This window comes from Enterovibrio makurazakiensis (assembly GCF_050336585.1).
Classification (GTDB): domain Bacteria; phylum Pseudomonadota; class Gammaproteobacteria; order Enterobacterales; family Vibrionaceae; genus Enterovibrio; species Enterovibrio gelatinilyticus.
Window position 1 is genome coordinate 149478 of sequence record NZ_JAKJSE010000005.1, and the last position, 22552, is coordinate 172029.

The window sequence follows — 22552 nt, forward strand, 5'->3', positions numbered from 1 at the left end:
ATCACCATTAATTAAGGGGTAAGCATGTTACGTCTGCTGTACGTTATGACGCTGACAGTATGTTGTTTACCCTTAATTCCTGGGCTTGGTGGTGTGTTACTTTCTGCCACCAGCTACCTTCCCGTTCTAGGATTAACCGAACCAAACCTTGATGGTTGGCGCGCCATGCTGGCATGGCCTGGTAGCCTTAATGCACTTCAACTGTCGGTTGTTTCTGGCGTCACCGCCACATTGCTGGCAGTAACAATCACATTTTTAATTCTTCAGCGTTGTTGGGGGACGCGTGGTTGGAATCGCATTGAAAAATGGCTTTCGCCCTTACTTGCCATGCCTCACGTGGCGTTTGCTATTGGGTTCGCCCTAACATTCGCGCCATCTGGTTGGCTGTTTCGTTTCTTTGCTTTATTTACGCAAGAATCAACGCCCTATACATGGTCATTAGTTCAAGACAGTAATGGCTTCGGGCTAATTATTGCGTTGGCAATCAAAGAAACCCCGTTTCTGTTGCTAATGAGCCTATCGGTGTTGCGTCAAATGCAAGTCGATCGCTTATTGGCCGCTTCACAAAGTTTGGGATATAACCGCAGTGCGGCATGGCTAAAAGTCGTGTTACCGCAATGGCTGCCCAAAATGCGCTTCCCTATCTATGCGGTACTCGCTTACGGCTTATCAGTGGTAGACGTCGCCATGATCCTCGGTCCTTCCACCCCATCCACATTTGCTGTACTGGTCTGGCAATGGTTCAACGACCCTGACTTACTTGAACTTCCTCGTGCTGCCGCCGGTGCGATTACCCTATTCATATTATGTTTCGGTGTTTTGTCAGTGTATCGCTTGCTCGAATATGTGCTGATTTGTCGTTGGCAGAATTGGCAGTTCAGCGGCAGCAAAGCATTCAACCTACCGGGAAAGCACTGGTTCAAATTGATCGCCATTGTGCCATTTCTCATGATCCCTGTTTTACTGGTTTGGTCTTTCGCCCTGCGTTGGCGTTTTCCCGACATTTGGCCATCACGTCTTAGTATGCGTTTCTGGGAGCAAGAGTCTTCAAACCTTCTAGAACTGGCCGCCAACAGTTTGATATTGGGGTTGGTCTCCGCCACTGTCGCGCTGATTTTTTCCATTGGCTGCTTAGAGCATCGAGACAGATACCACAAATCATTGCCACAACTCGTGATCGCAATTCCTATGCTGATCCCGCAGCTTTCAATCCTGTTTGGCATACAAATCGCCATTTATATGTTACCCGGTCAATGGCATGTCCCTGCCACCATTTGGGCGCATATTCTGTTTGCCTTTCCATATGTGTATTTAGCATTAGATGGCCCTTGGCGTTCTTTCGATCAGCGCCTGACCCAAACAGCACGAAGCTTAGGCCAGAGTGCAACAAAAGCGTGGTGGTCGGTAAAGTTACCGATCGTGCTACCTGCGATTTTGCTTGCGTGGGCGGTAGGCCTTAGTGTGAGTTTTTCTCAATATTTGCCCACACAACTATTGGGCGCCGGCCGCATTACCACTTTAACCACAGAGGCAGTTAGCCTTGCAAGCGGGCAAGATCGTCGCATCAGTGCGGTTTATGGCTTGATACAAGCCTTCTTACCACTCGTATTCTTTTGCTTTGCATTGGCAGCAAGCCGCTTTGCCGACCCACGTAGACGTATTGCAAAACGCGCCCCAAAAAGAGAAATAATGAATGAGTTTGTCCGTACAAAACCTGACTATAAAGTCTAAACAAGCGACCTTGTTGACCAATATGTCCTTCGAGGTTGAGAATGGCAATATTCTCTCGGTCATGGGGCCAAGCGGATGCGGAAAATCAACCTTGTTGAGTGCGATTGCAGGACATTTGTCACCAGAATTCGAATGCGAAGGAGACATTCAAGTCAGTCATAAAAGTGTGCTGACTTTGCCTGCTGAAAAACGGGCAGTCGGTATCTTGTTTCAAGACGATCTGCTTTTTCCTCACCTCAGTGTTTGGCAAAACCTAGCTTTTGGTTTGCCCTCCACAATGTCCGCGCCAGAAAAAAAGGCACGTTCATTAGCAACATTAGAAGACATTGAGTTGGCCGATATTGCCTACAAAGCACCGGACCAAATTTCAGGTGGGCAGCGGGCACGAATAAGCCTCATGCGTACCCTACTTTCGCACCCTAACGTTATTTTGCTTGATGAGCCATTTAGTAAGCTCGACAAGCCGCTTCGAAAGTCCTTTCGAGCCTTTGTATTTCAGCAAATCAGAAATCGGAATATCGCCGCCGTCATGGTGACCCACGATGAAGATGACGTGCCACCTGAAAGCATATTGCTTAACTGGCCGATAGCATCAAATGAGTTATCCATCGACGAGCGTCAATCGGAGCAAAAACATGCTTGATCGTTACGCAATTCCCATCATTCGATGGCCGCTTAAACAAGCGGCAAAACTGCCAGATAAAATCGGYTGTTCAGCCAATCAGGTCACTGTGGTCGGTTTTCTTATTGGTTTGCTCGCGTTGCCTGCTATCGCTATGGAGCATTATTGGCTTGGGTTATTATTTATCGCGTTGAATCGTATATTTGATGGGCTTGACGGTGCATTGGCTCGGCGACAAGGGATCACCGATGCGGGCGGATTTCTCGATATCACCCTCGATTTCTTGTTCTATGCCATGGTTCCGTTTGCTTTTGCATTGGCTAACCCTGAACAAAATGCTGTGGCTGCGACCTTCCTGGTGTTTTCATTCATGGGAACGGGTTCTAGCTTCCTGGCATTTGCGGTGATGGCAAGCAAGCGCAACATTGAAAACCCCGTTTATAAAAGCAAGTCGCTTTATTACATCGGTGGGTTAACCGAAGGAACAGAAACCATAGGCTGTTTCGTGCTGTTCTGTTTATTCCCCGGCTACTTTGCAGAAATCGCTTGGACCTTTGGCGCACTGTGTTGGGCGACAACAGCAACTCGGGTTTGGGCGGGATATCAAACATTGAAAGTAGAAAACAGCGACAAATAGTCAAGCAACAAGCTTCAAAAAGAACCAGACAGAACATTTGATAGTGGTTCGCACCCGCACTATTTGTTTTGATGCTCAGTACGAACAACACAACGCTATGACTGCTTTGCTACAACTCTATTAATGGTAAATGCCAGCGACTCGACATCCACTTGACCAAAGAAACGATAGCGCCCTTCGTCAAATATCCACGCCGGGCTGCCCGGTACTTTATCCGTTTCAGCACGCTTAATGTCGCCATAAACACTGGTCAATGCATACCCACTTTGCAGACATTCCATTACGTCTGGCACCGCCAAATGCAGGTCAGAAAGCACATCTTTCATCACACCAAAGTGGCTAATGTCTCGGGCATCGCAAAAAAAGGCTTCACGCAGAGCACGTTCAACGTCATGCGCCTCTTTCTCCCCCGCAACATACGCTACCGCTTTAACGGCTTGGTGCGGCATCAGTGAACTGGTTGGGCGCACTTTTCGCCAAAGGTCAGGGTGAACATCTAAACCATCAAAACGTGCCATCAATCGCTCAGTGATTTCAGCGTATTTCATGTAGCCTTTGTCACCCTCTCCTAACGCGCGCATTCGCTCCGGCACGTTTCCGTATAAATCTAAACAATGGTGTTTCCATTCCACATTGTCATCACAAAGTGGCATCACTTGATCGTTATGTTGTTGGCCGACCCAACCCCAAAAACAAAGCAAGTCGCTATAAAAGTTGATGGTTACCGTCATGTTCAATTTGTCCTTTTCATTGCGTACTTACTTCGAAGTGGTTACCTATCCGATGGCTTCGGTTTACCCATTCTTCACTGAACTTTTCTCAATAGTTGACGGAAAATATCGTCTGACATACCGTCTTTCATCGCCTCAATTTTCTGCCACATTTCCATAAAACGCTCTGGCTTTTGGTCCCATTGCGTACGACGAGATACCCGCTCTTTCATCAACCCTGTCACCGCATTCACGTTACTGTTTTTGTGCTGTGCATTGATGAGATACTGGATAAGAATGTCTTGTTGCGCATGGCTTCCCCCAAGAACAGAAAGGCTGTAACGCTGAGGGTGCATTATCTTTGCTGCGATGTCGTACTCCTTAGCCTCATAAGCCGAGATACCTGAAATTATCTCTTGAGCAATCGACGTTTCATTGGTGTATCTGGTTTTGCTCCAATCTGACAACGAAGCATGAAGTTGTGACAGTTGAAAGGCATTGCCCGATCGATTCAGTATCATCGCGGTATGCAGTTCAGTGAAAAGATAGAGGTAATCACCAACGGAATCTTTAACCCCTTGATAAAGACGCTCCCATCGATTGCCAACATCAACCCCCACGAACTCAAGGCGTTTAAGCAAGGAGGCGCCGTTTTGTACACTGAGATAAAACGATGACGCTTCTGGGTAGATATATTCGTCAAACAAAGACAGCACTTTATTGACGTGGCCTTGCTCTAAATAAAACAATCCGAGATGCCACCAGATATGACCGACAAATGCGTTGTGTGTTGGTAAGTCATTTTGTCTCGCCTCAATCCAGGCGATGCCTTCATCGGTTCTCGCATTCATTTCCAATACATGTGCCATTGAATGGACTGCCCACATATCGGATGGGTTCAACTCAACCGCTCGGCGCGCATATTTCTCAGCGAGCGAATATTCCCCCACCTCTTCCAATGCAAAACTAAACGCACCAATAAAATAGCCATATCCAGGGGTATTTTCAGTCCAATGAGGTGCGATTTTCGCAGCGGTGTCCACCAAGCGTTGGCGCTCACCCATCCAAAACAAATTCCCCGTTGATTGGCGAAATGCGAGTAAATCCAGTGGCCATTCATTCAAAATATCAGCCCAAATTTCCACTGCTTTTTTAATATCGCCTTGTGCATAAGCCGCCAGCGCCAACACATGCTTCCTCTCCCTTGGCGTAGAGGCAATGCTGATAGTACGATTTTCAATAAACGTCAGCGGAATACTGCTCAGTGCCCCAAAGCGCCCTTCACTGGCGATGCTGTACCCCTTTAACACCCATGCCATCAAAAAGTTTGGATACGACGCTAACAATGCATCGACCTTTGCCAATCCATTGGGTCGATAATCGAAATTCCATGCCAATGCTTCTTCAAATGTCGCAATACCTTCTTGATCGGTTCCTGAATATAAAAGACCTCGACTGTCTTTTTGCATGGTATTTATCTCCTTATCTCGTGCGTCCTGCGCATTTCAATCTTGTTTTATAAAGACGCTTTAGCCACTGACTTAACGTTCGTTGAGCATAAGCAGCAGTTAGGGCGCAATCAACGCAGCATAAATTGGCGGGTAAGAAAGAAATTGTTTATCGGGGGGAAGAAATAACGAAGCCGGTAAAGCGATACGCGCTCACAACCCCCACATTAGGATCGCAAGGGTTCTGAACAAAGCTCTGAACGCGAAAAGCCAGTCATAAGACTGGCTTCAAAAGGTATGTGTTCAGCAAAGTGATAGAATGCGGGAAGACTATTCTTCGCCAGATTCCGCCTGCAAACGACGCTCTTTCCGTAAACGCGCTTCTTCCATCACAGCATTGATTTCCGCCATGAGTCCATCAACATCAGCGTCACTGCCATCGTCGACAAATACACCTGTCAGTTCCGTGTTTGGTGTAAGGTCACCCGCTTCGTAAAGCGCCCACATTTCTTTGGCGTATTGCGTACCAATCAACTCTGGCGCGTATTGGCCGTAATAGCTGGTCATGTTGTTCACGTCACGCTCAAGCATCCACTTCGCGTTATTGTTTGCCGATGCATCCACTGCTTGTGGCAAATCGATAATAACAGGGCCGAGGTGATCAACCAGAACATTAAATTCTGACAAGTCGCCGTGAATGATTCCCACGCAAAGCATGCGAACCACATCTTTGATCACCGTGGCATGATCTCTCAATGCTTGCTCTTTCGTTAGCGTCACATCGTTTAAGCGTGGCGCAACACTGCCTTGGTCATCAGTGACGAGTTCCATCAATAGCACGCCATCAACGCAACCGTATGGCGTAGGTACACGAACACCCGCAGCTGACAGCGCATACAAAGCATCAACTTCTGCGTTCTGCCACACTTTCTCTGCTTCTTCTCGTCCGAACTTCGAACCTTTCGACATCGCACGCTCTCGGCGACTGTCACGGACTTTACGTCCTTCTCGATAAGCAGCGGCCTTTTTAAAGCTGCGCTGATCGATCTCTTTATACACTTTGGCGCAGCAAATGTTTCCATTGCTCGAAACAACAAAAACGTCAGCTTCTTTGCCACTCATTAGCTGAGAAATCACTTCATCAACCATGCCATCTTCGACCAATGGCAGTAACCTTGTCGGTATTTTCATTACACCTTCGTACGTGATTAAACCTAGTGATTTTGTATTAGCGACAATACATTTTCCGGCACAATAATTGTCATCGCGGCATAAGTAAAGAAACATACGCTGCAGTACACAGATAGGCAGTTTAACAGTGCAAAAACTGATTCGCTGCATTAATAACAAGCGCAACCATCACTACTCAACAATATGGCATCAAAACATCAGCTTCTATGACCAATGTGCACTTTTTACTAAATACAGAGCAAAAGACAGACAATTGTCCAAAACGCTTTCGGCTACACTATTTCACACGTTCTTCTGCCCGCTGTCAGAACAGCGCTTACAAAAGTTAATAGGTGCACGTTAGTGAAGGGAATCGAAGCAATGAGTAAAGAACGCAAGCAATGGATTCATGACCTTTTAAAAAAAGGTATCGAAAATGGCGATGCTGAAGCCGTCGCTGTCGTGGACGAATCTCAATATGTTCAACATAATCCACTAACAAAAGAAGGCGGCATAGGTTTGGCCGAATTGTTTGCTCGCCTTGCTTTGACCAATCCTCATGTGGAAATCATTCGCATTTTCTCAGACGGCGACTACATTTTTGCCCATACCGAATACGATTTCAGCAGCGAGAAGATTTGCTTCGAAGTTTTTCGTTTTGAAGGAAACAAAACCGTTGAACATTGGGACAACCTCCAACTTCGACAACCCCCAAATGCTTCAGGCCACTCAATGATCGATGGCGTTACTGACGTTACCGACTTGCCTCAGACAGAAGCAAACAGACAAACCATCAGTCACTTTGTCGACAACGTTTTGATCAACAAAAACATTGAAGCGCTCACAGACTATATAGACGCAACCAATTACCGCGAACACAGCCCAGAATTAAGTGACGATGTGCAGTTGCTGAAAGCAGCATTAGGCACAGCGGACAATCCTTCCACCCTTCATTATGAAACCCATCACCGTACCCTTGCCGAAGGCAATTTCGTGTTATCCGTTTGCGAAGGTTTTCGTGCAGGGGAACACACCGCTTTCTACGATCTGTTCAGGCTAGAAAATGGCAAAATTGTAGAGCATTGGGACACCGTAGAAACCGTCCCGCCCCGTAAAGAGTGGAACAACGACAATGGTAAATTCTAAACATCCACCCTCTCTTGACCTTGCAGACAGGCTGTGGAGTATGTCTTGAAGTTGTCACCCATGCGTCATGAGTTCGTCGCATTTAACAAGCTACCATAACGACAACGTTGATCATTTATGCAATACTTTGCGTAGTGATAGTACATCTAGTATGTAGAGAGGTGTGGTATGTTTTCACTATTTAAGAGAGACCCAACCAAGAAACTGCGTGAGCAATACAACGATAAGCTAGAGCGTGCGATGCAAGCGCAACGCAATGGTGACATCAGTGCTTATTCCTTTATCCACGCAGAGGCTGAAGATCTTTGGCGAGAAATAGAACGCATCGAAAGCAACGCCAAATAACGTTTTCAATTCACCTTTTCAGCCCATATTCATCCTAAAAGCCATTGATTCAATCAATGGCTTTTCTTTGTGTCGTCCAGTTATCTCCGTCATGTTAAGCTCTCGAATATTAACCACTGCTTAATATAACGTCATGCTTAGAGATTGCGATTTAAACCTTCTTACTGTTTTTGACTCAGTCATGACTTTGGGCTCGGTTGCCAAAGCTGCCGACAAACTCAACATGACATCCGCCGCTGTCAGCCAGAATTTATCCCGATTGCGCGAGCACATTGGAGAGCCACTATTCATTCGCCAAGGTCGCGGTATTCAACCGACACAATTGGCGATCAATATGCACAAGCATATTGCAGAAGGATTGAGTGCCATTCGATTTGGCCTAGAGGCAAACACATCATTTGATCCAGCAACCAGCACAAGAGAATTTATGTTAGGCGGTCACGCTTACTTTGATCTTGCAGTACTTCCACAGTTATTACGAAGACTCAATGAGATAGCGCCAGGTATCACCGTAAATCTGACGCCTTACGAAGACAATCACTTCACACCAAGTCAGGTTCTCAGTGAAAGAGATGTTGATTTATTCCTCTCTTCTTTACCAATCAGTCACCCTTCGATTATTACCGAGAAAGTGTCGGAGGAAGTGCTTGTCGTCACCTATACAAAAGACCACCCTAGGCTAAAAGGGAAAATCACGCTCCAACAGTTTTTTGCTGAAAAACACACTGCACTTACCAGCCGTCGCTTTGGTAGCTTTATGTTTTCTAACCTAATTGATAAGCCATTGCCAGCACGTAAAGTGCATTATCAAAGCGATTCCATGCTCAACTTAATGGCAACAGCAGCGATGACCGATTTACTGTGTTTTACGCCAAAACGTCTAGCCGATCTATGGGCAGAAAAACTAGGGCTGAGCGTACAAACTCTGCCGTTCGAAATCCGTCCCGTCCCAACATTTGTGTGTTGGCACCAAGCTAAACAACATGACGAAGGCATCACTTGGCTTCGCCAACAGATTGAAGAAATCCTTACCAACTATTAAGCGAGGCTTAACAATAGATTATTGAAGCACGAATCGTTCCCACACGCCTGTTTCCTTATAGTGAATCTCGTTTCCTGTTCTATTAGTGAAGAAAGCGAGATCACAATGAAAACAACATTCAAACCGACGTTAATCGCATTGTTAGTTGCAGCTGTTAGTATTCCTGCCGTTGCCCACACGTTCACACCAAACACCAAAGCGCCGACGGCAACCACACAAGCCTTCGCCGCAGAGCAACGTGCCACTCTTCCTTTCTCAGACAAGAAGGATTTTGAGTTAGTCGAAAAAGGATTTATCGCGCAGCAAGAAAATCTAGAAATTAAAGATGCCAACGGAAAAGTCGTATGGGAGCTCGGTAACTATGAGTTCCTGCTTGAAGGTAAAGACTACGACAGCATTCACCCAAGCCTCCAACGCCAAGCACAACTAAACATGCACCACGGTTTATACAAAGTCACCGACCGCATTTATCAAGTCCGCGGCTATGACCTTGCAAACATTACCTTTGTTCAAGGTGATACTGGTTGGATCGTCTTCGATCCACTCACCGTGCCAGCGACCGCAAAAGCCGCGCTGGATTTCGTGAACAAAGAACTTGGCGAACGCCCAGTAAAAGCCGTGGTATACAGCCACGCGCACGCTGATCACTTTGGCGGCGTAAAAGGAATCGTGACACAAGAACAAGCTGACAGCGGTGAAGTCGCTATTATCGCGCCTCGCGGTTTCTTGCATCACGCTGTCGCGGAAAACGTGCTAGCAGGCAATGCTATGTCTCGCCGCGTGACCTACCAATACGGTAACGCTTTGGAAAAAGCGGCAACAGGGCAAGTGGATGCAGCCATCGGTAAAGGTGTAGCGCAGGGTGAAATCAGCCTGATCGCACCAACTACAGTGATTGTCGAAGAAGTCGAAACCAAAACTATCGACGGCATCACCATGGAGTTCCAAAATACACCGGGTACCGAGTCTCCAGCTGAAATGAACACCTACTTCCCGCAATTCGATGCGCTATGGATGGCGGAAAATACCGTAGGCGGTCTGCACAATGTCTATACGCTACGCGGCGCAGAAGTGCGTGATGCCAAAGCATGGAGCAAGTACATCAATGAATCCATTCATATGTACGGCGACAAATCTGACGTGATGTTCGCATCGCACAGTTGGCCACGTTGGGGCGAAGAAGAGATCAATCACTTCCTTCGTAAACAGCGTGACATGTATGGCTACATTCATGACCAAGCGCTTCGCATGGCAAACCACGGTGTCACCATCAACGAAATTCAAGATGAGTTCTATGTGCCAGACGTACTTGCGAATGAATGGTACAACCGTGGCTATCACGGCAGTTACCACCGCAACGCGAAAGCAGTGATCAACAAATACTTGGGTTACTTCGACATGAACCCAGCAACGTTGCGCCCTCTATCGCCAGCCGATGCTGCACCAAAGTATGTTGAAGCTATGGGTGGTATCGAAAATGTCATCAGTGTGGGGCAAAAAGCCTTTAACAGCGGCGATTACCGTTGGTGTGCCGAGATTGTCGATAAGGCTGTATTCGCCGAGCCAACCAATAAGAAAGCACGTTTCCTGCAAGCTGATTGTTTAGAGCAATTGGGCTACCAAAGTGAATCTGCGGGAGAGCGAAACACCTACCTAATGGGCGCATTTGAGCTTCGTAACGGCACGCCGAAAGGTGACGCAACCAAAACTGCGAGTGCTGACATGGTGGTCGCTATGGATACCGAGCTGTTCTTGGATTACCTCGGCGTGCGTTTGAACGGCATGAAAGCGGCCAACGTGGATTACACCATCAACTTTGTACTGCCTGACGTGAATGAAACCTTCTTGGTAGAGCTAGAAAACGCGCACTTGAACAACCTCAAAGGTGTGCAATCTGAAAACCCAGACATGACGCTCACCATAAACCGTTCAGAGCTTAACAAAGTCCTGATGGGCACTACCAGTATCTCTGAGTTAGTGAAAGCGGGTAAAGCAAATGTCGAGGGTAACGGTAAAGCCCTAACCGATATCGCAGGCATGATGGACAGCTTTGATTTCTGGTTCAACATCATCGAACCGAAAAAGTAATCACTACACGCTAATCAAGAAAACAGGCTTTACTAACGCCTGATTCAGCAAAACCTCCTCATCTAGGGGAGGTTTTTTTTCCGCTTCCCCTCCCCTTTATCGACAAGAACTACGCGCTATCTCAACACGATGTATGGCTTATTATTCCTTGGCGTAATGACACCAAGACAAAAGTGGGGTGAGATCAATTGAACGCGCTTAAATATCGAAAAATTCGAGGGAATTATTGCGACTGACTTCGATTTCCTATGTAATTCGCGCGCGCAATATCGCGCTTTATCAATATACCCAAGCAACCTGAACACCCAACCATCCTGAAGGTGCAGGATTCAGCGAGCTTTACTGATATTATGCTTTCGGAAAACACGACATAAATGAAAAAAACCTTTGTTATCGCAGCGACCTCTAGCCTGCTTTTCTCTGCCTCTGTGCATGCTGAACAATTCTTGAACATCTACAACTGGTCAGAATATCTTCCACAACAACTGATCGAACAGTTCACCAAAGAAACCAACATCAAGGTCAATTACTCTACGTTTGAGAGTAATGAAACCATGTACGCCAAGTTGAAATTACTCAATGCAAAAGGCTATGACTTAGTAGTGCCTTCCACGTATTACGTTTCTTTGCTGGCACAAGAAAACCTGCTGCACGAATTAGACAAAAGCAAAATCGCTGCTTTTACCAATCTTGATGCATCTATCCTTAACCAACCGTTTGACGCAGAAAACCGCTACTCTCTCCCGTACATGTGGGGCAGCACTGGCATGGGTTATAACGCAGATATGGTAGATGGAAAAGACGTTAAGCGTTGGGCTGACCTTTGGAAAGATGAATTCGCAGGTCAGTTGATTTTGACTGATGATGTACGCGATGTGTTCGGTATGGCACTGATCATGAATGGTCACAGCGTAAACAGCCGCGATGAAAATGAAATTCGCCAAGCGTATGACAAACTAAAAGCGCTGAAGCCAAACGTCACCTTGTTTAACTCAGATGCGCCGCACACGCCGCTCATCATGGGTGAAGTGAATGTTGGCATGCAGTGGAACGGTACGGCATACCGCGCAACGGTTGAAAATCCTTCCATCCACTATGTTTACCCAGAAGAAGGCACCATTTTCTGGATGGATAACATCGTCATTCCAAAACATGCTGAAAACAAAGACGCGGCTTACGCCTTCATCAACTTCCTGATGAAACCGGAAAACCAAGCGGTGTTAGTGAAAGAGATTGGCTATGCAGTTCCAAACCTTGGCGCACTTAACCATCTGCCTGACGAGCTGAGAAACAGTGACGTGATCTTCCCTCCTAAAGAGGTTAAAGACAAAGGTCAATTCCTGTCAGACATTGGTGATGCCGTGTCTATCTACAATCAGTACTGGCTGGAGCTAAAAAGATAATGAAGGTCATTTACAGCGAGAAGCAAAAGCTTCACCAAGTAAAATACGAATTCCTTGGTGGTGAACCCACCGCGTGTTTTGAAAAGCCAGAGCGTGCCGACATGGTACTCAACGCCATAAACAGCAATGGTGGCTACGACGTTATCGAGCCAAAAACGTTTGGCATCGACCCTATGCTGTGGGTTCACACCCCAGATTACGTCGAGTTTCTTCAAAACGCATGGAACGAGTGGGAAGCAACCTACGGCTCAGAGCGTGATGCCTCGCCTTACTGCTTTGTTTCTGCTCGCCACCTTCGCAACCGCGTGCCGAAAGACATTGAAGGTAAACTGGGCTATTACAGCTTTGACATGACCGCAGCCATCACCAAAACTAGTTTTGAAGCCATTTCATCGGCGGTAGATTGCGCCCTGACAGGTGTTGAAGCTCTGATAAGTGGCGAGAAAGCCGCATTCGCATTGTGTCGTCCACCCGGCCACCATGCCGCGCCAGATCTGATGGGCGGTTACTGCTACATCAACAATGCCGCCATTGCCGCAGAAGGCTTACGCCGACAAGGGCACGTGAAAGTTGCGATTCTTGATATCGACTATCACCACGGTAACGGCACCCAGAGCATTTTCTACGACCGTGACGATGTGCTTTTCGTATCGATTCATGGTGACCCAGATTACGATTACCCGCACTACTTAGGCTTTGATGATGAACACGGCGAAGGCAAAGGTGAAGGCTTCAACCTCAACCTGCCATTGCCACAAGGTAAAACCGATTGGTCTTTGTATCGCCCTGCGCTTGAAACCGCTATCGAGCGAATTCGCCGCTTTGGCGCGGAGTCTCTCGTGATTTCATTGGGCATGGACACGTATGAGCACGATCCAATCAGCCACTTCAAGCTAAAGCTTGAAGACTACCTGAACATCGGTGAGATGCTGGGCGAGCTTGGTTTACCAACCCTGTTTGTGTTTGAAGGCGGATACGCCGTTGACGATCTAGGCCATAATACGGTTGCTGTGTTAAACGGGTTTAAATCCACCTACTAACTGCAGATAACTCAAACTAAAAAGCCTCACGAAAGTGTGAGGCTTTATGCGAATCTAGCTTTGCTTTGCGTCAAAGGCGTTGAGATTCGACGAGGTATCAATCATTAAACTGCACCTAAATATCAAACTCCACCTAATTATCAAAAAGCAGGTGACCAGCGTCACTGCCATCAGGATAATGTCCGGTCCACTTGCCTACTTTTTCCCCCGCACGATAAACACCCGTCCACATCGCGGTTTTACTTTTTTCAGGAATAATGGTTTGCCATTCCCCCTCTTCCTTGCCGTCCACGAAGTTGCCTTTTGACCAAAGTGTGCCGTCATCCCTGTATGATTCTGACAGGCCATGCTGAATACCGTTGTCATAGGTGTCCAATCGATCTAACCCACCCAAACGGTAGTATTTTTTAACCTCACCATGGTATTCGCCCTTCTTGTTATAGTTAAAGACGCGCTTACCATCCCAGTCATGCTCCCAATAACCGTATTTTTCACCCTCAAAATACTCGCCCTGTTCAATGATTTCACCAAACTGTGTCACCGAAAACTTGCCATGCTTAACACCATGTTTATAGTGCTGCTTCCTTGCTTTATGATCCACAAGTTGAGTGAAATACAGGTTGTGGTATTTGCCATCAATGCTCTCTGTGCGATGAGTTAGCTCGCCTTCGTCAAAAAACTCAGTCAGCTTCCAAGCCTTACTTTCATCTTCCTGAAGCCTTGCCGTGACAACACCCTTTCGATATCGATATTCATCACTGATACGTTCGCCGTTTTCATTAAAACTCACAGAAAGATCGAAGGTTTTCTCGCCTTGTTGATTGAATTCTTTTTTCGCGATCAAACGACTGTCAGCATTGTATTCATAAAGGGTCTCAACAACATCACTCTGCTGATGAAATACACGCTGCTCACCCACTTTCTTTCCATCCATATAATGATAGATTTTCGTGGTATTTCCGACTTCGTCATACTCAGTTGAAACGCCGTGCAGCTCGCCAGCAACAAAGTGTTGCTCAGAAGACAGTTGGCCATCGGCATACCAGCTCAACGTCACGCCATGCTCTACATTGTTCTTGTAGTTTTGCTGTTGAATTTTGTTCCCGGCTTTGTCGTACCGATTAAACACACCTTCATACTGACTAAATGCGGATTGACCTTCACTCTTTAGCTGACCGTCAAAATAGTACGCTCGGTATTTTCCATGCCGCTGATCATGTTGAAAGTTCATCTCGTAATTGAGATTGCCATTTGGGTAGTAATTAAACATCGGCCCATGCTGCTCTCCATCCAGCCATGTGGTCAAAGACCTGACAGAACCGTCATACTGATAGCTGATACTTTCACCCGTTTGTTTTCCATTCAACATTTCAAATTCTTCAGACACATGACCATTTGAATAAAAGACCTTTTGCGTCCCATTCAAAACCCCGTTCACATAGTGTTGTTCTTTTTTCAAATCGCCTGAAGAGTATGTCTGCTTCAATCCGTGTTCTTTGCCTTCACTATTTTTGTGTCCCTTAGATTTAATCACCCCTTTCCACGTATAGTACTCATAGTCTCCAACGACGTTCCCTTTCGCAGGCTCTTTGCCGTTAAACCCGCCTTTAAAGTAGACAGTGTCGTATTCAACAAAATAGACAACCGCAGGCCACTTTTTGTCTTGCTCCGTAAGTGGCTCCGTCATGTAATACGTGGCTTTCTTATCACCCGTCACTGCCTTTAAATTGGCATCAAGTAATACTCGTTCTGCAAAAGCGGGTGAAATCATGCTCAATGATAAAATCATGAGTGAAATTAGAGTAAAAAAGCGCATCAATCCCTCGTTTATGCTTTTGACTAAATGGGTTTAACATTGAAAATGGCACCCTTTTGGGTGCCAAGATATTGCACGTGCTATGTCTATGGTTACTTGTCGTCACTAAACAGGAATGACGACGAGTCGTCTTCGTCATTGCTCCGCACATATTTACCCATGTCATAACTTTGCGTCTGGTAAATATCTCCATCGGTTCCATAGGTGTCGACATCGCCATCCAGCTCATCATCGACATAACGCTCAACGCGTTTTACATTGCCGCTTTCGCCAAAGTAGTAGAATGCTCCTTGCTTACGACCTTGAATATCAAACTGCTGACGCCCCAACTCATAACCTGCCTCTGAGTGCGCAAACCACTTTCCGACTTTATTGCCCTGTTGATATTCTCCAGACCAAAGCACTACATCGTACTCATAGTCTTCTTGATGTTGCCATTGGCCGTCTCTTTCACCGGCAACATAATTCCCCTTAGCGAGCAACATGCCTTGGTTGTTATAGTTTTCGGTCAAGCCATGACGTTTGCCATTGAGGTAATGCTCCGACGTGGTTTGCTGACCACTCGCGTTCACCTGGGTCAGTTCGCCATGTAATTGGCCTTTGCGGTTGTAGTTCTCCGTGCGTACGGTGCCATCGAAGTGCATGACCCAAGCACCGCTTTTCTTACCCTGATGGTAAGTGCCACTTTCAACTGGTTCACCCTTTGGCGAAACAACAAGGCGCTTGCCATGGCGGATCCCATGCTTGTAATGAGTCGTTTCTATGTTGTTGGTGTAGACATCCAATTGGATAAAAGCCTTGTTTCGCTTACCGTTGACCTCTTCCGAGCGACGAGTTAGCTGGCCATTGTTGTCGAAGCGCTCTTCCAGCTCCCACTTCTTCTGAGCATTTGTTTGAATACGCGAAATCAGCACACCGTCGCGATATTTCTTCTCATCGCTGATTTCTCTTTGGTTGGGGTAAGAGGCAACATATTCGTAGGTCAATTCACCATCCTTATTGAATCGCGTTTTAGACTTAACGTTGCCGTTATTGTTGATAATGGACTCTTCTTGCACCGCATCAACTTGGTCGAAATACGTTCGCTGAGTGCCTCTCTGCAATCCTTTAACAAGGTTGTTGGTGCGTTTTAAGTTGCCGGACTCGTAATAGTGAGTCACTGCACCATGTTGTTTTCCATCACGGTAACTTTCCTCAAAACGCAACTTACCTTCGATGTGCCACCCGCGAACAACACCGTGTTTCTTCCCTCTTTGGTATGGGGTTTCTAGGTACAAGAAGCCATTCTCGTTGTAGGAGTAGCCCAGCCCCTCTGTCTTATCATCAACATAATTAACGCGATGCGAAACTTGCCCGTTTTTATAGAAACTGGCGTATTCACCATGCACTTTGTCCATCTTGTAGTTGACGCTGTAACTCATCGCACCATTTGGGTAGTAATACAATTGAAGGCCATCTGATTTCCCATTAACAAAATGAAAGCGATGCGACACCGTTCCATCTTCGAAGTAATGGATGTTCTCACCCTCTTTGATACCGTTTCGGTTTGTATATTCTTCTTCAACGCTACCATCTAGATTGAAGCTTCGATTGATTCCGTGCCTTTTCCCCGCGAGAAAATCAGCTTCTTCAATTAACACACCGTTTTCGTTATATAAGCGCGTTAACCCTTCATACTGTCCTTTTTCGTTGCGGCTACCCGTTGTCAGCAAGTTGCCGTTTTCCCGATAAATTTTGTAGGCTCCCACGGATTTCCCCGAAGAAATATCAGCGCTGTTAAGCGTCCCTTCAAAATTGAGTATTTCTCCACCCTGAAAGTAGACGTTAACAGGCCATACGCCATCTCGTTCAGCCAGAGGTTCAGCGAGGTAATAACTGGCTTGAGATTCAGTTTTTACGATATTCCAATCGTCATCAAGCCATACTGGGGCAGCCCAAGCGACCGACACACTTAACAACGAAACGAGAGGAAGTATATGCTTCAGTATTGATTGCATCGTCTTACCCCTTCTTGATCGGTGGAAGCTTAGTGACAAAGGATTTCTCTAACGGTTCACCTTCAACCTTGAAGTGCTCAATGCGAGAAATCTTGCCTGACATTTTGATGTAGGTTCCATCAAAAAGAGCCTCTGAAAGCGGGCTATCATCGACAGTCACCGCCTTGCCATATCGATCGATGGGTGACAATGGTTCACCATGTTTATTGTAAATTCGGTATCCGCTGATGAACTGTTTCACTGATTGCTGATGGTCAAAATCGACTACCTTACTCACATCAATCAGCCAAGGAAATGGACTCGGGGCAAGCGCCATCTCTTCCCATGACGGTGTTCCTTCACACGATAAACGTGTTGTAACTTCCATGTCATAGAAATAGCGTCGTATGCCATCTGGCGTCGTCAGTTGGTACGCAGTCGTGTTGTCTTCAATCTTGTTCGGTCCACCCGCTACGTCATTGCTGGTTTTTGGTTGCGGTTTCCACACCAAAGGATGACCGTTAACGTTCGGCGTATTATCAATACTTAACTGGCACACGTTCTCCCATACATAAGGCAGTGCAACGACCGCGTTGTGAGGAGATTCGGTCGCAATGTGCAGGTCATTATTAAAATCAAACGTTGATTCTTGCTCGCTTGACGCTGCAAGGTCTTCCGCGTCAAACAAATAATTCTCTGAAGGCACTAGACCCATAGGCGGCATTTCAGCACTGGACAAGAACCACGCTTGATCCCAAAAAACCACTTCGCGAGAAAAGCTCGGGGTCTCACTTTGACTATGCACAGTGAAGGTCACTTCAGTTGGGGCTGAAAAGAGCTTCACTGCAATAGCATTCTGTTGGAGAACTGAGTTTCCTAAGAAGCTAAGCATTTGTTTTGAACTCGGTGCCAACCATGACGGGAGGTTCGGATCTGATGGGAAGCTCATTTGACCTTGAAGTCCACCAACAGTTAACGCTAATCGGCTATTAGCCGTATTGGTATATTCAAGTCGATACTCATTATGTGTACCTGTAACCAAGGTGGCAGTAAGCGTTATCTCTCCCAACTGGAACGTTTGTGTTTTCCCACCTGTCCACGGCACGTTGTAACGCGCCTCCGATACGTTGTAGTAATCAACGTAGGCAGCAACGGTTTCCAGATCATTTAGCTCTCGCTCGATCTGCCACCCCAAGGGCTGAATATGCGCTGAGACATTCATCCCTTCATCAATGAATTGTTGATCTAGCGGTGCAGAAAATTTCACCTTGGTAGGTTGACCGTCGATATAACCTCTAACATCGCGAAATGCGATTCGCCCGATCTGTTGCTGTTTAGCTATGTCCGTCGGGTAAGCAAGGCGAAAACCCGCATCTTCTTCAAGTAGCATACCGCGAGGATAAGGTAGAACATCTTCCGCAGTCAGCATCTCGTTTGTTGGCTGCCCCTCTGGTAACGGAAAAATATCAAACCAATGCTGTTCGTCATCGTAATAGGTGTTGTAAAAAATCTCAGCGAAAGTCCCTACCGATTCATCTTCAGGATGCATAGCAAAAGCGAATTGTGTCATTTTGGTTTTGCCATAAACCTCTACGGGAATATTCATCACAAGCAGCATCTGTTCTAACCAGCCGGTAGCACGATTAATTTCGACTTGACCAAACAGCTGTTTTTCTAAGACGTTTTGCTCTACCGAAGAAGCCTCTGTGTCTTTAGAAGCCTCTGTGCCTCTAGAAGACATTGTTGCAAACACCGCTTTTTCAGAAACACTCTGAACCGTCAATGTGACAGGAACGCCTTTAAAGTTCGTTAATTGCACTTCGCTGCCAACTTTAACCGGAATGGATTGGATGAACCCCGGCGCGTTAATGGTTGATTGCAAGCTGTTCATCAAAATCTGACCACCTCGCTTAACAAACGACTCCCACTGTTCTCTATTTCTTGCTGTAAAATCGGTCAGTTCTCCGCTTTCCGAATTCAGCGAAACATCAAAGCCAGCGCTAAATATTGTCTGTATCTGTGGGTTACGTTTAGACGAATCGACACTTGAAAAACCCGAACGCCCTGTCGAAAATTGCAAGTGCTCAGGAGTAACATGCAAGCTCAGAACATCTCCCGTTTGTTCCACTTTATAGTGAAGTAAACTCTCACTGAGCATCACTGTTTCAGGGTTAGTCGCCACATCGCGGGTGGTATGTGCATATACCCAATAGCGTTTTTCATCACCGATTTCTGGGGAAAAAGTGACAGATTCACCACATGCTGTAAGGAATAAAACCATTGGTAGGAAAAGAGTTCTAAAACAATTATTCAGGTACATCCATATATTCCAAAATAAATAAAACTGTAGGTAGGTGGGTACAACAAAGGCGATTGGCACATCACCTAGTAATGTCTAAGATCAAACTGTTTTTTTCTCGCTGTGTTTGCCATGTAAACTATTCATGTTTAATTCAAGAAGCAGGTAACCTTTTGCCAACAGCCTCTCTTCTAACGCGCGCTATATTTACACCACAACATATTGATTTAAACCTCAATTCTAGATTTCTGCGCTGACTTCAAATATTGAACTGCACGCATATGCAACTCGCGTTTTCATGATAATAAACAATAAAAAAGCCGCCCCGAAGGGCGGCAAATTTGTATCATTTTATTTCAGCGTGAGTAATTACAGAACGAAGCCTGCAAAGATAAAGCCGAAGATAATACTAAACACCATGCTCAATAGACCCGGGATCATAAAGCTGTGGTTAAAGATATACTTACCAATCTTGGTTGTTCCCGTGCGGTCAAAGTCGATAGACGCAATGATTGGGCCATAGTTAGGAATGAAGAAGTAACCGTTCACCGCCACAAACGTCGCAATAATTACTTCCACTGGCAACTCAAGCGCAATAGCAACGGGCACCAACACCGCAGTGGTTGCGCCTTGGCTGTTTACCATCACAGATAAACCAAACAGCGCAAAAGCAAATGTCCACGGTGCCATTTCAACAAGACCAGACACCGTTTCTTTCACGACATCGCCATGACCCGCGATAAACGTATCACCCAGCCATGCAATACCGAAGATTGCCACGATCGCGCGCATACCCGCGTGGAACACCGAACCTTGCGTGATTTCATTGCCATCAGGTTTACAGATCAGGATGATCAATGCACCCATTGATAACATGATGATTTCAATGGTGTGTGCCATGCCCATCGCCGAGCCATTAAACTGAGGGCGAAGTGCAGGAAATGCCCCCATGAGGACCACAGCCAATGCACCAAATAAGAACAGGCCAACGGCGGTTTTCGCTTCTTTTTTAACAACGATTTCCGCCACTTCAACATCTTGTTCCATCTCGTGACGGAATGCAGGATCTTGCATACGACGTTGGTATTCAGGGTCGTCTTTCAGTTCTTTACCTAGCTTGTTCACGATGACACAAGCTGATGCTAAACCAAGGAACGTACCTGGAATCGTGATAGCCAGTACTTGTGCAAGGGTAATGCCTTGAGGCTCAAGAAACGCAACCAAGGCAACGACCGCTGCGGCAATTGGGCTCGCTACAATCGCAAACTGAGAAGCGATAACCGCCATACCCAACGGGCGTTCAGGACGAATACCGCTGCGACGGCTAACTTCAGCAATAACAGGCAGCACGGAATACGCTACGTGGCCAGTACCAGCAAGGAAGGTAAATAGATAGGTAACAAGTGGCGCGATAAAAGTGATGTGACGAGGATTTTTGCGCAAAATGCTTGAAGCAATCTTGATGAGGTAATCTAAGCCACCTGACGCTTGCATTGCTGCCGCAGCCGCCACAACCGCCATGATCATTAGCATGACATCAATAGGTGGGCTCGTAGGTTGAAGACCAAAGCCGAAACTCAGGATAGCAAGACCAACACCCCCCAATACACCTAGACCAATCCCGCCGATGCGAGCACCAATTAAGATACAACCGAGAACAATGAAAAACTCGATGAAAAACACATCAAACTCCTTGATGACAACGTTATTATTAACGCGCAAATCATAGATATTTATTCTCGCGAATTATCGAATTAACATCACAGAAGATGGTCAAATTTTAAATGTAAATACCTTAACTTCAATAATTTAGAGTGATATCTAGTTTTACGGAGTTTCCGAAACGTAATGCGATCAAAAAAGAGTAAAAGATGTAACACGGAAGTGGTTCTTACTTTCCTATTGCTGGTCTTGACGGATGTATTGGAGGAAAGCTTAAAGGAGATATCTAAGGAGGCACTAAACATATTGAACGGATTTTGCATAGAATTGAGCATATGCAGGATGGCATCACACCAGCCCAATCAATGCGAATGGTGCTAATGATGTTTAAAGTGCTCGTCGTGCTAATGGCGATTTGTATGTCGTTTTCATGTCAAAAGCGATCCCAATAGGCAGATCCATTTCCTAGCTTCTCGACAATGAAATCTAAAAACACTCTAACCTTCGCAGGTAAATAATGTCGCTCTGGGTACACTGCATAGAGAAGTTTATGCGGCATGTTATAGCCTTGGAATAGTGCGACCAACTCGCCCCGTTGAATGGCATCTCCTGCAATGAATGTCGGGAGCCGTGCTACACCCAGCCCAGCGATCACCGCATCGCGAACCGCGGCAATATTATTCACGCGGTAGTTTCCCGCCACTTTTATCTTACACACCTCTCCGTTCTCAGACGTAAACTGCCAAAGGGATGCGTTGCTGGAATAGCTATAGATAAGACAGTTGAGATCCACCAATTGATGCGGTGTCATCAACTGTGCCTGATGCTTTTCATAAAACGTTGGAGAAACACATACAACACTGTGCAATGGCACCAAACGACGCGCCACTAACGTCGAATCAGATAAATCTCCGCCTGTTCGTATCGCTAAATCAAATCCCAGCTCAACAAGATTCACCTCACGGTCATCCAGAATAATATCGATGTCTAATTGAGGATATTGCTCAAGAAACACAGGAATCAGCGGGGCAATGTGCAATTGCCCAATCGTCATCGGCAACAGGATTTTCAATAGCCCTTTGGGTTCGCCTTGCATTTCACTCACTGCATCTTCGGCTTGCTGTGCTGCACGATTGGCCTGAGCGGCATATTGATAATATCGCTCCCCAGCTTCCGTCAGGCTCAATTTTCTCGTTGTGCGATGGAACAATCGCGCTCCGAGTTGCGCCTCTAACTGAGTGATACGCTTACTCACCGCCGATTTAGAAATACCCAGCATTTGTGCAGCACGAGAGAAGCCTTCACTGTCCGCAACAGCAACAAAAATCGGGATCGCATTAATCGTATCCAAAGACCTACCCACACTATTGTTGAGAAAAACTCAACTCAGAGTCTACATGTAACCGTATTGTTAATG

Annotated in this window: 17 protein-coding genes; 9 read left to right on the plus strand and 8 right to left on the minus strand. The window is 46.2% G+C overall.

From position 1 onward, the window contains the following. The first annotated feature begins 24 nt into the window (after positions 1 to 24). The 3 genes from L4D06_RS02870 to L4D06_RS02880 are packed head-to-tail and all read left to right on the plus strand — an operon-like array spanning position 25 to position 2990. The gene (locus L4D06_RS02870; protein WP_429737791.1) at positions 25 to 1731 is read left to right on the plus strand and encodes an ABC transporter permease; all 1707 of its coding nucleotides are present in this window, start codon (positions 25 to 27) and stop codon (positions 1729 to 1731) included. After that, positions 1694 to 2374, plus strand: coding sequence for an ATP-binding cassette domain-containing protein (locus L4D06_RS02875; protein WP_429737792.1), 681 nt, complete (start codon positions 1694 to 1696; stop codon positions 2372 to 2374). The genes L4D06_RS02870 and L4D06_RS02875 overlap by 38 nt, the downstream gene beginning before the upstream one ends. Further along, positions 2367 to 2990: a CDP-alcohol phosphatidyltransferase family protein gene (locus L4D06_RS02880; RefSeq protein WP_429737793.1), complete on the plus strand. Its 624-nt coding sequence runs from the start codon at positions 2367 to 2369 to the stop codon at positions 2988 to 2990. The genes L4D06_RS02875 and L4D06_RS02880 overlap by 8 nt, the downstream gene beginning before the upstream one ends. A 95-nt stretch (positions 2991 to 3085) precedes the next feature. On the opposite strand, the gene L4D06_RS02885 is transcribed toward L4D06_RS02880, so the two are convergent. From L4D06_RS02885 to L4D06_RS02895, 3 genes are all read right to left on the minus strand, one after another. Next, the gene (locus tag L4D06_RS02885) at positions 3086 to 3721 is read right to left on the minus strand and encodes a DsbA family oxidoreductase (RefSeq protein ID WP_429737794.1); all 636 of its coding nucleotides are present in this window, start codon (positions 3719 to 3721) and stop codon (positions 3086 to 3088) included. A 74-nt stretch (positions 3722 to 3795) separates the two neighbouring features. After that, positions 3796 to 5169: a tetratricopeptide repeat protein gene (locus tag L4D06_RS02890; protein ID WP_429737795.1), complete on the minus strand. Its 1374-nt coding sequence runs from the start codon at positions 5167 to 5169 to the stop codon at positions 3796 to 3798. Positions 5170 to 5478: 309 nt separating this feature from the next. Further along, positions 5479 to 6339 carry a PA4780 family RIO1-like protein kinase gene (locus tag L4D06_RS02895; RefSeq protein ID WP_274163909.1) on the minus strand — a complete coding sequence of 287 codons (861 nt, stop codon included), beginning with the start codon at positions 6337 to 6339 and terminating at the stop codon, positions 5479 to 5481. 360 nt (positions 6340 to 6699) lie between these two features. Between L4D06_RS02895 and L4D06_RS02900 the strand changes: the two genes are divergently transcribed. The 6 genes from L4D06_RS02900 (at position 6700) to L4D06_RS02925 (ending at position 13382) form a co-directional block, all read left to right on the plus strand. Beyond that, positions 6700 to 7464 carry a nuclear transport factor 2 family protein gene (locus tag L4D06_RS02900; RefSeq protein ID WP_274163908.1) on the plus strand — a complete coding sequence of 255 codons (765 nt, stop codon included), beginning with the start codon at positions 6700 to 6702 and terminating at the stop codon, positions 7462 to 7464. 168 nt (positions 7465 to 7632) lie between these two features. Further along, positions 7633 to 7809 carry a DUF6435 family protein gene (locus L4D06_RS02905; protein ID WP_274163907.1) on the plus strand — a complete coding sequence of 59 codons (177 nt, stop codon included), beginning with the start codon at positions 7633 to 7635 and terminating at the stop codon, positions 7807 to 7809. A 133-nt stretch (positions 7810 to 7942) separates the two neighbouring features. Continuing rightward, positions 7943 to 8851, plus strand: a complete 909-nt coding sequence (locus tag L4D06_RS02910; RefSeq protein WP_429737796.1) for a LysR family transcriptional regulator — start codon at positions 7943 to 7945, stop codon at positions 8849 to 8851. A 105-nt stretch (positions 8852 to 8956) separates the two neighbouring features. Next, a complete protein-coding gene (locus L4D06_RS02915; RefSeq protein ID WP_429737797.1) occupies positions 8957 to 10939 on the plus strand; it encodes an alkyl/aryl-sulfatase in 1983 nt (660 codons plus the stop codon). Between the two features lie 374 nt (positions 10940 to 11313). Continuing rightward, positions 11314 to 12342 carry an ABC transporter substrate-binding protein gene (locus L4D06_RS02920; protein ID WP_429737798.1) on the plus strand — a complete coding sequence of 343 codons (1029 nt, stop codon included), beginning with the start codon at positions 11314 to 11316 and terminating at the stop codon, positions 12340 to 12342. Beyond that, a complete protein-coding gene (locus L4D06_RS02925) occupies positions 12342 to 13382 on the plus strand; it encodes a histone deacetylase family protein (protein ID WP_429737799.1) in 1041 nt (346 codons plus the stop codon). Before L4D06_RS02920 ends, L4D06_RS02925 begins: the two co-directional genes overlap by 1 nt. Positions 13383 to 13515: 133 nt before the next feature. Here L4D06_RS02925 and L4D06_RS02930 read toward each other — a convergent pair whose 3' ends face one another. The 5 genes from L4D06_RS02930 to L4D06_RS02950 form a co-directional block, all read right to left on the minus strand. After that, a complete protein-coding gene (locus tag L4D06_RS02930; protein WP_429737800.1) occupies positions 13516 to 15198 on the minus strand; it encodes a toxin-antitoxin system YwqK family antitoxin in 1683 nt (560 codons plus the stop codon). Positions 15199 to 15290: 92 nt separating this feature from the next. Beyond that, positions 15291 to 17195, minus strand: coding sequence for a toxin-antitoxin system YwqK family antitoxin (locus tag L4D06_RS02935; protein WP_429737801.1), 1905 nt, complete (start codon positions 17193 to 17195; stop codon positions 15291 to 15293). A gap of 4 nt (positions 17196 to 17199) precedes the next feature. Next, positions 17200 to 19455 carry a hypothetical protein gene (locus L4D06_RS02940; protein ID WP_429737802.1) on the minus strand — a complete coding sequence of 752 codons (2256 nt, stop codon included), beginning with the start codon at positions 19453 to 19455 and terminating at the stop codon, positions 17200 to 17202. Positions 19456 to 19842: 387 nt separating this feature from the next. Continuing rightward, positions 19843 to 21156, minus strand: a complete 1314-nt coding sequence (locus L4D06_RS02945; protein ID WP_429737803.1) for an anaerobic C4-dicarboxylate transporter family protein — start codon at positions 21154 to 21156, stop codon at positions 19843 to 19845. A 412-nt stretch (positions 21157 to 21568) separates the two neighbouring features. Continuing rightward, on the minus strand, positions 21569 to 22486 hold the full coding sequence (locus L4D06_RS02950) for a LysR family transcriptional regulator (RefSeq protein ID WP_429737804.1): 918 nt from the start codon (positions 22484 to 22486) through the stop codon (positions 21569 to 21571). Positions 22487 to 22552 lie beyond the last annotated feature (66 nt).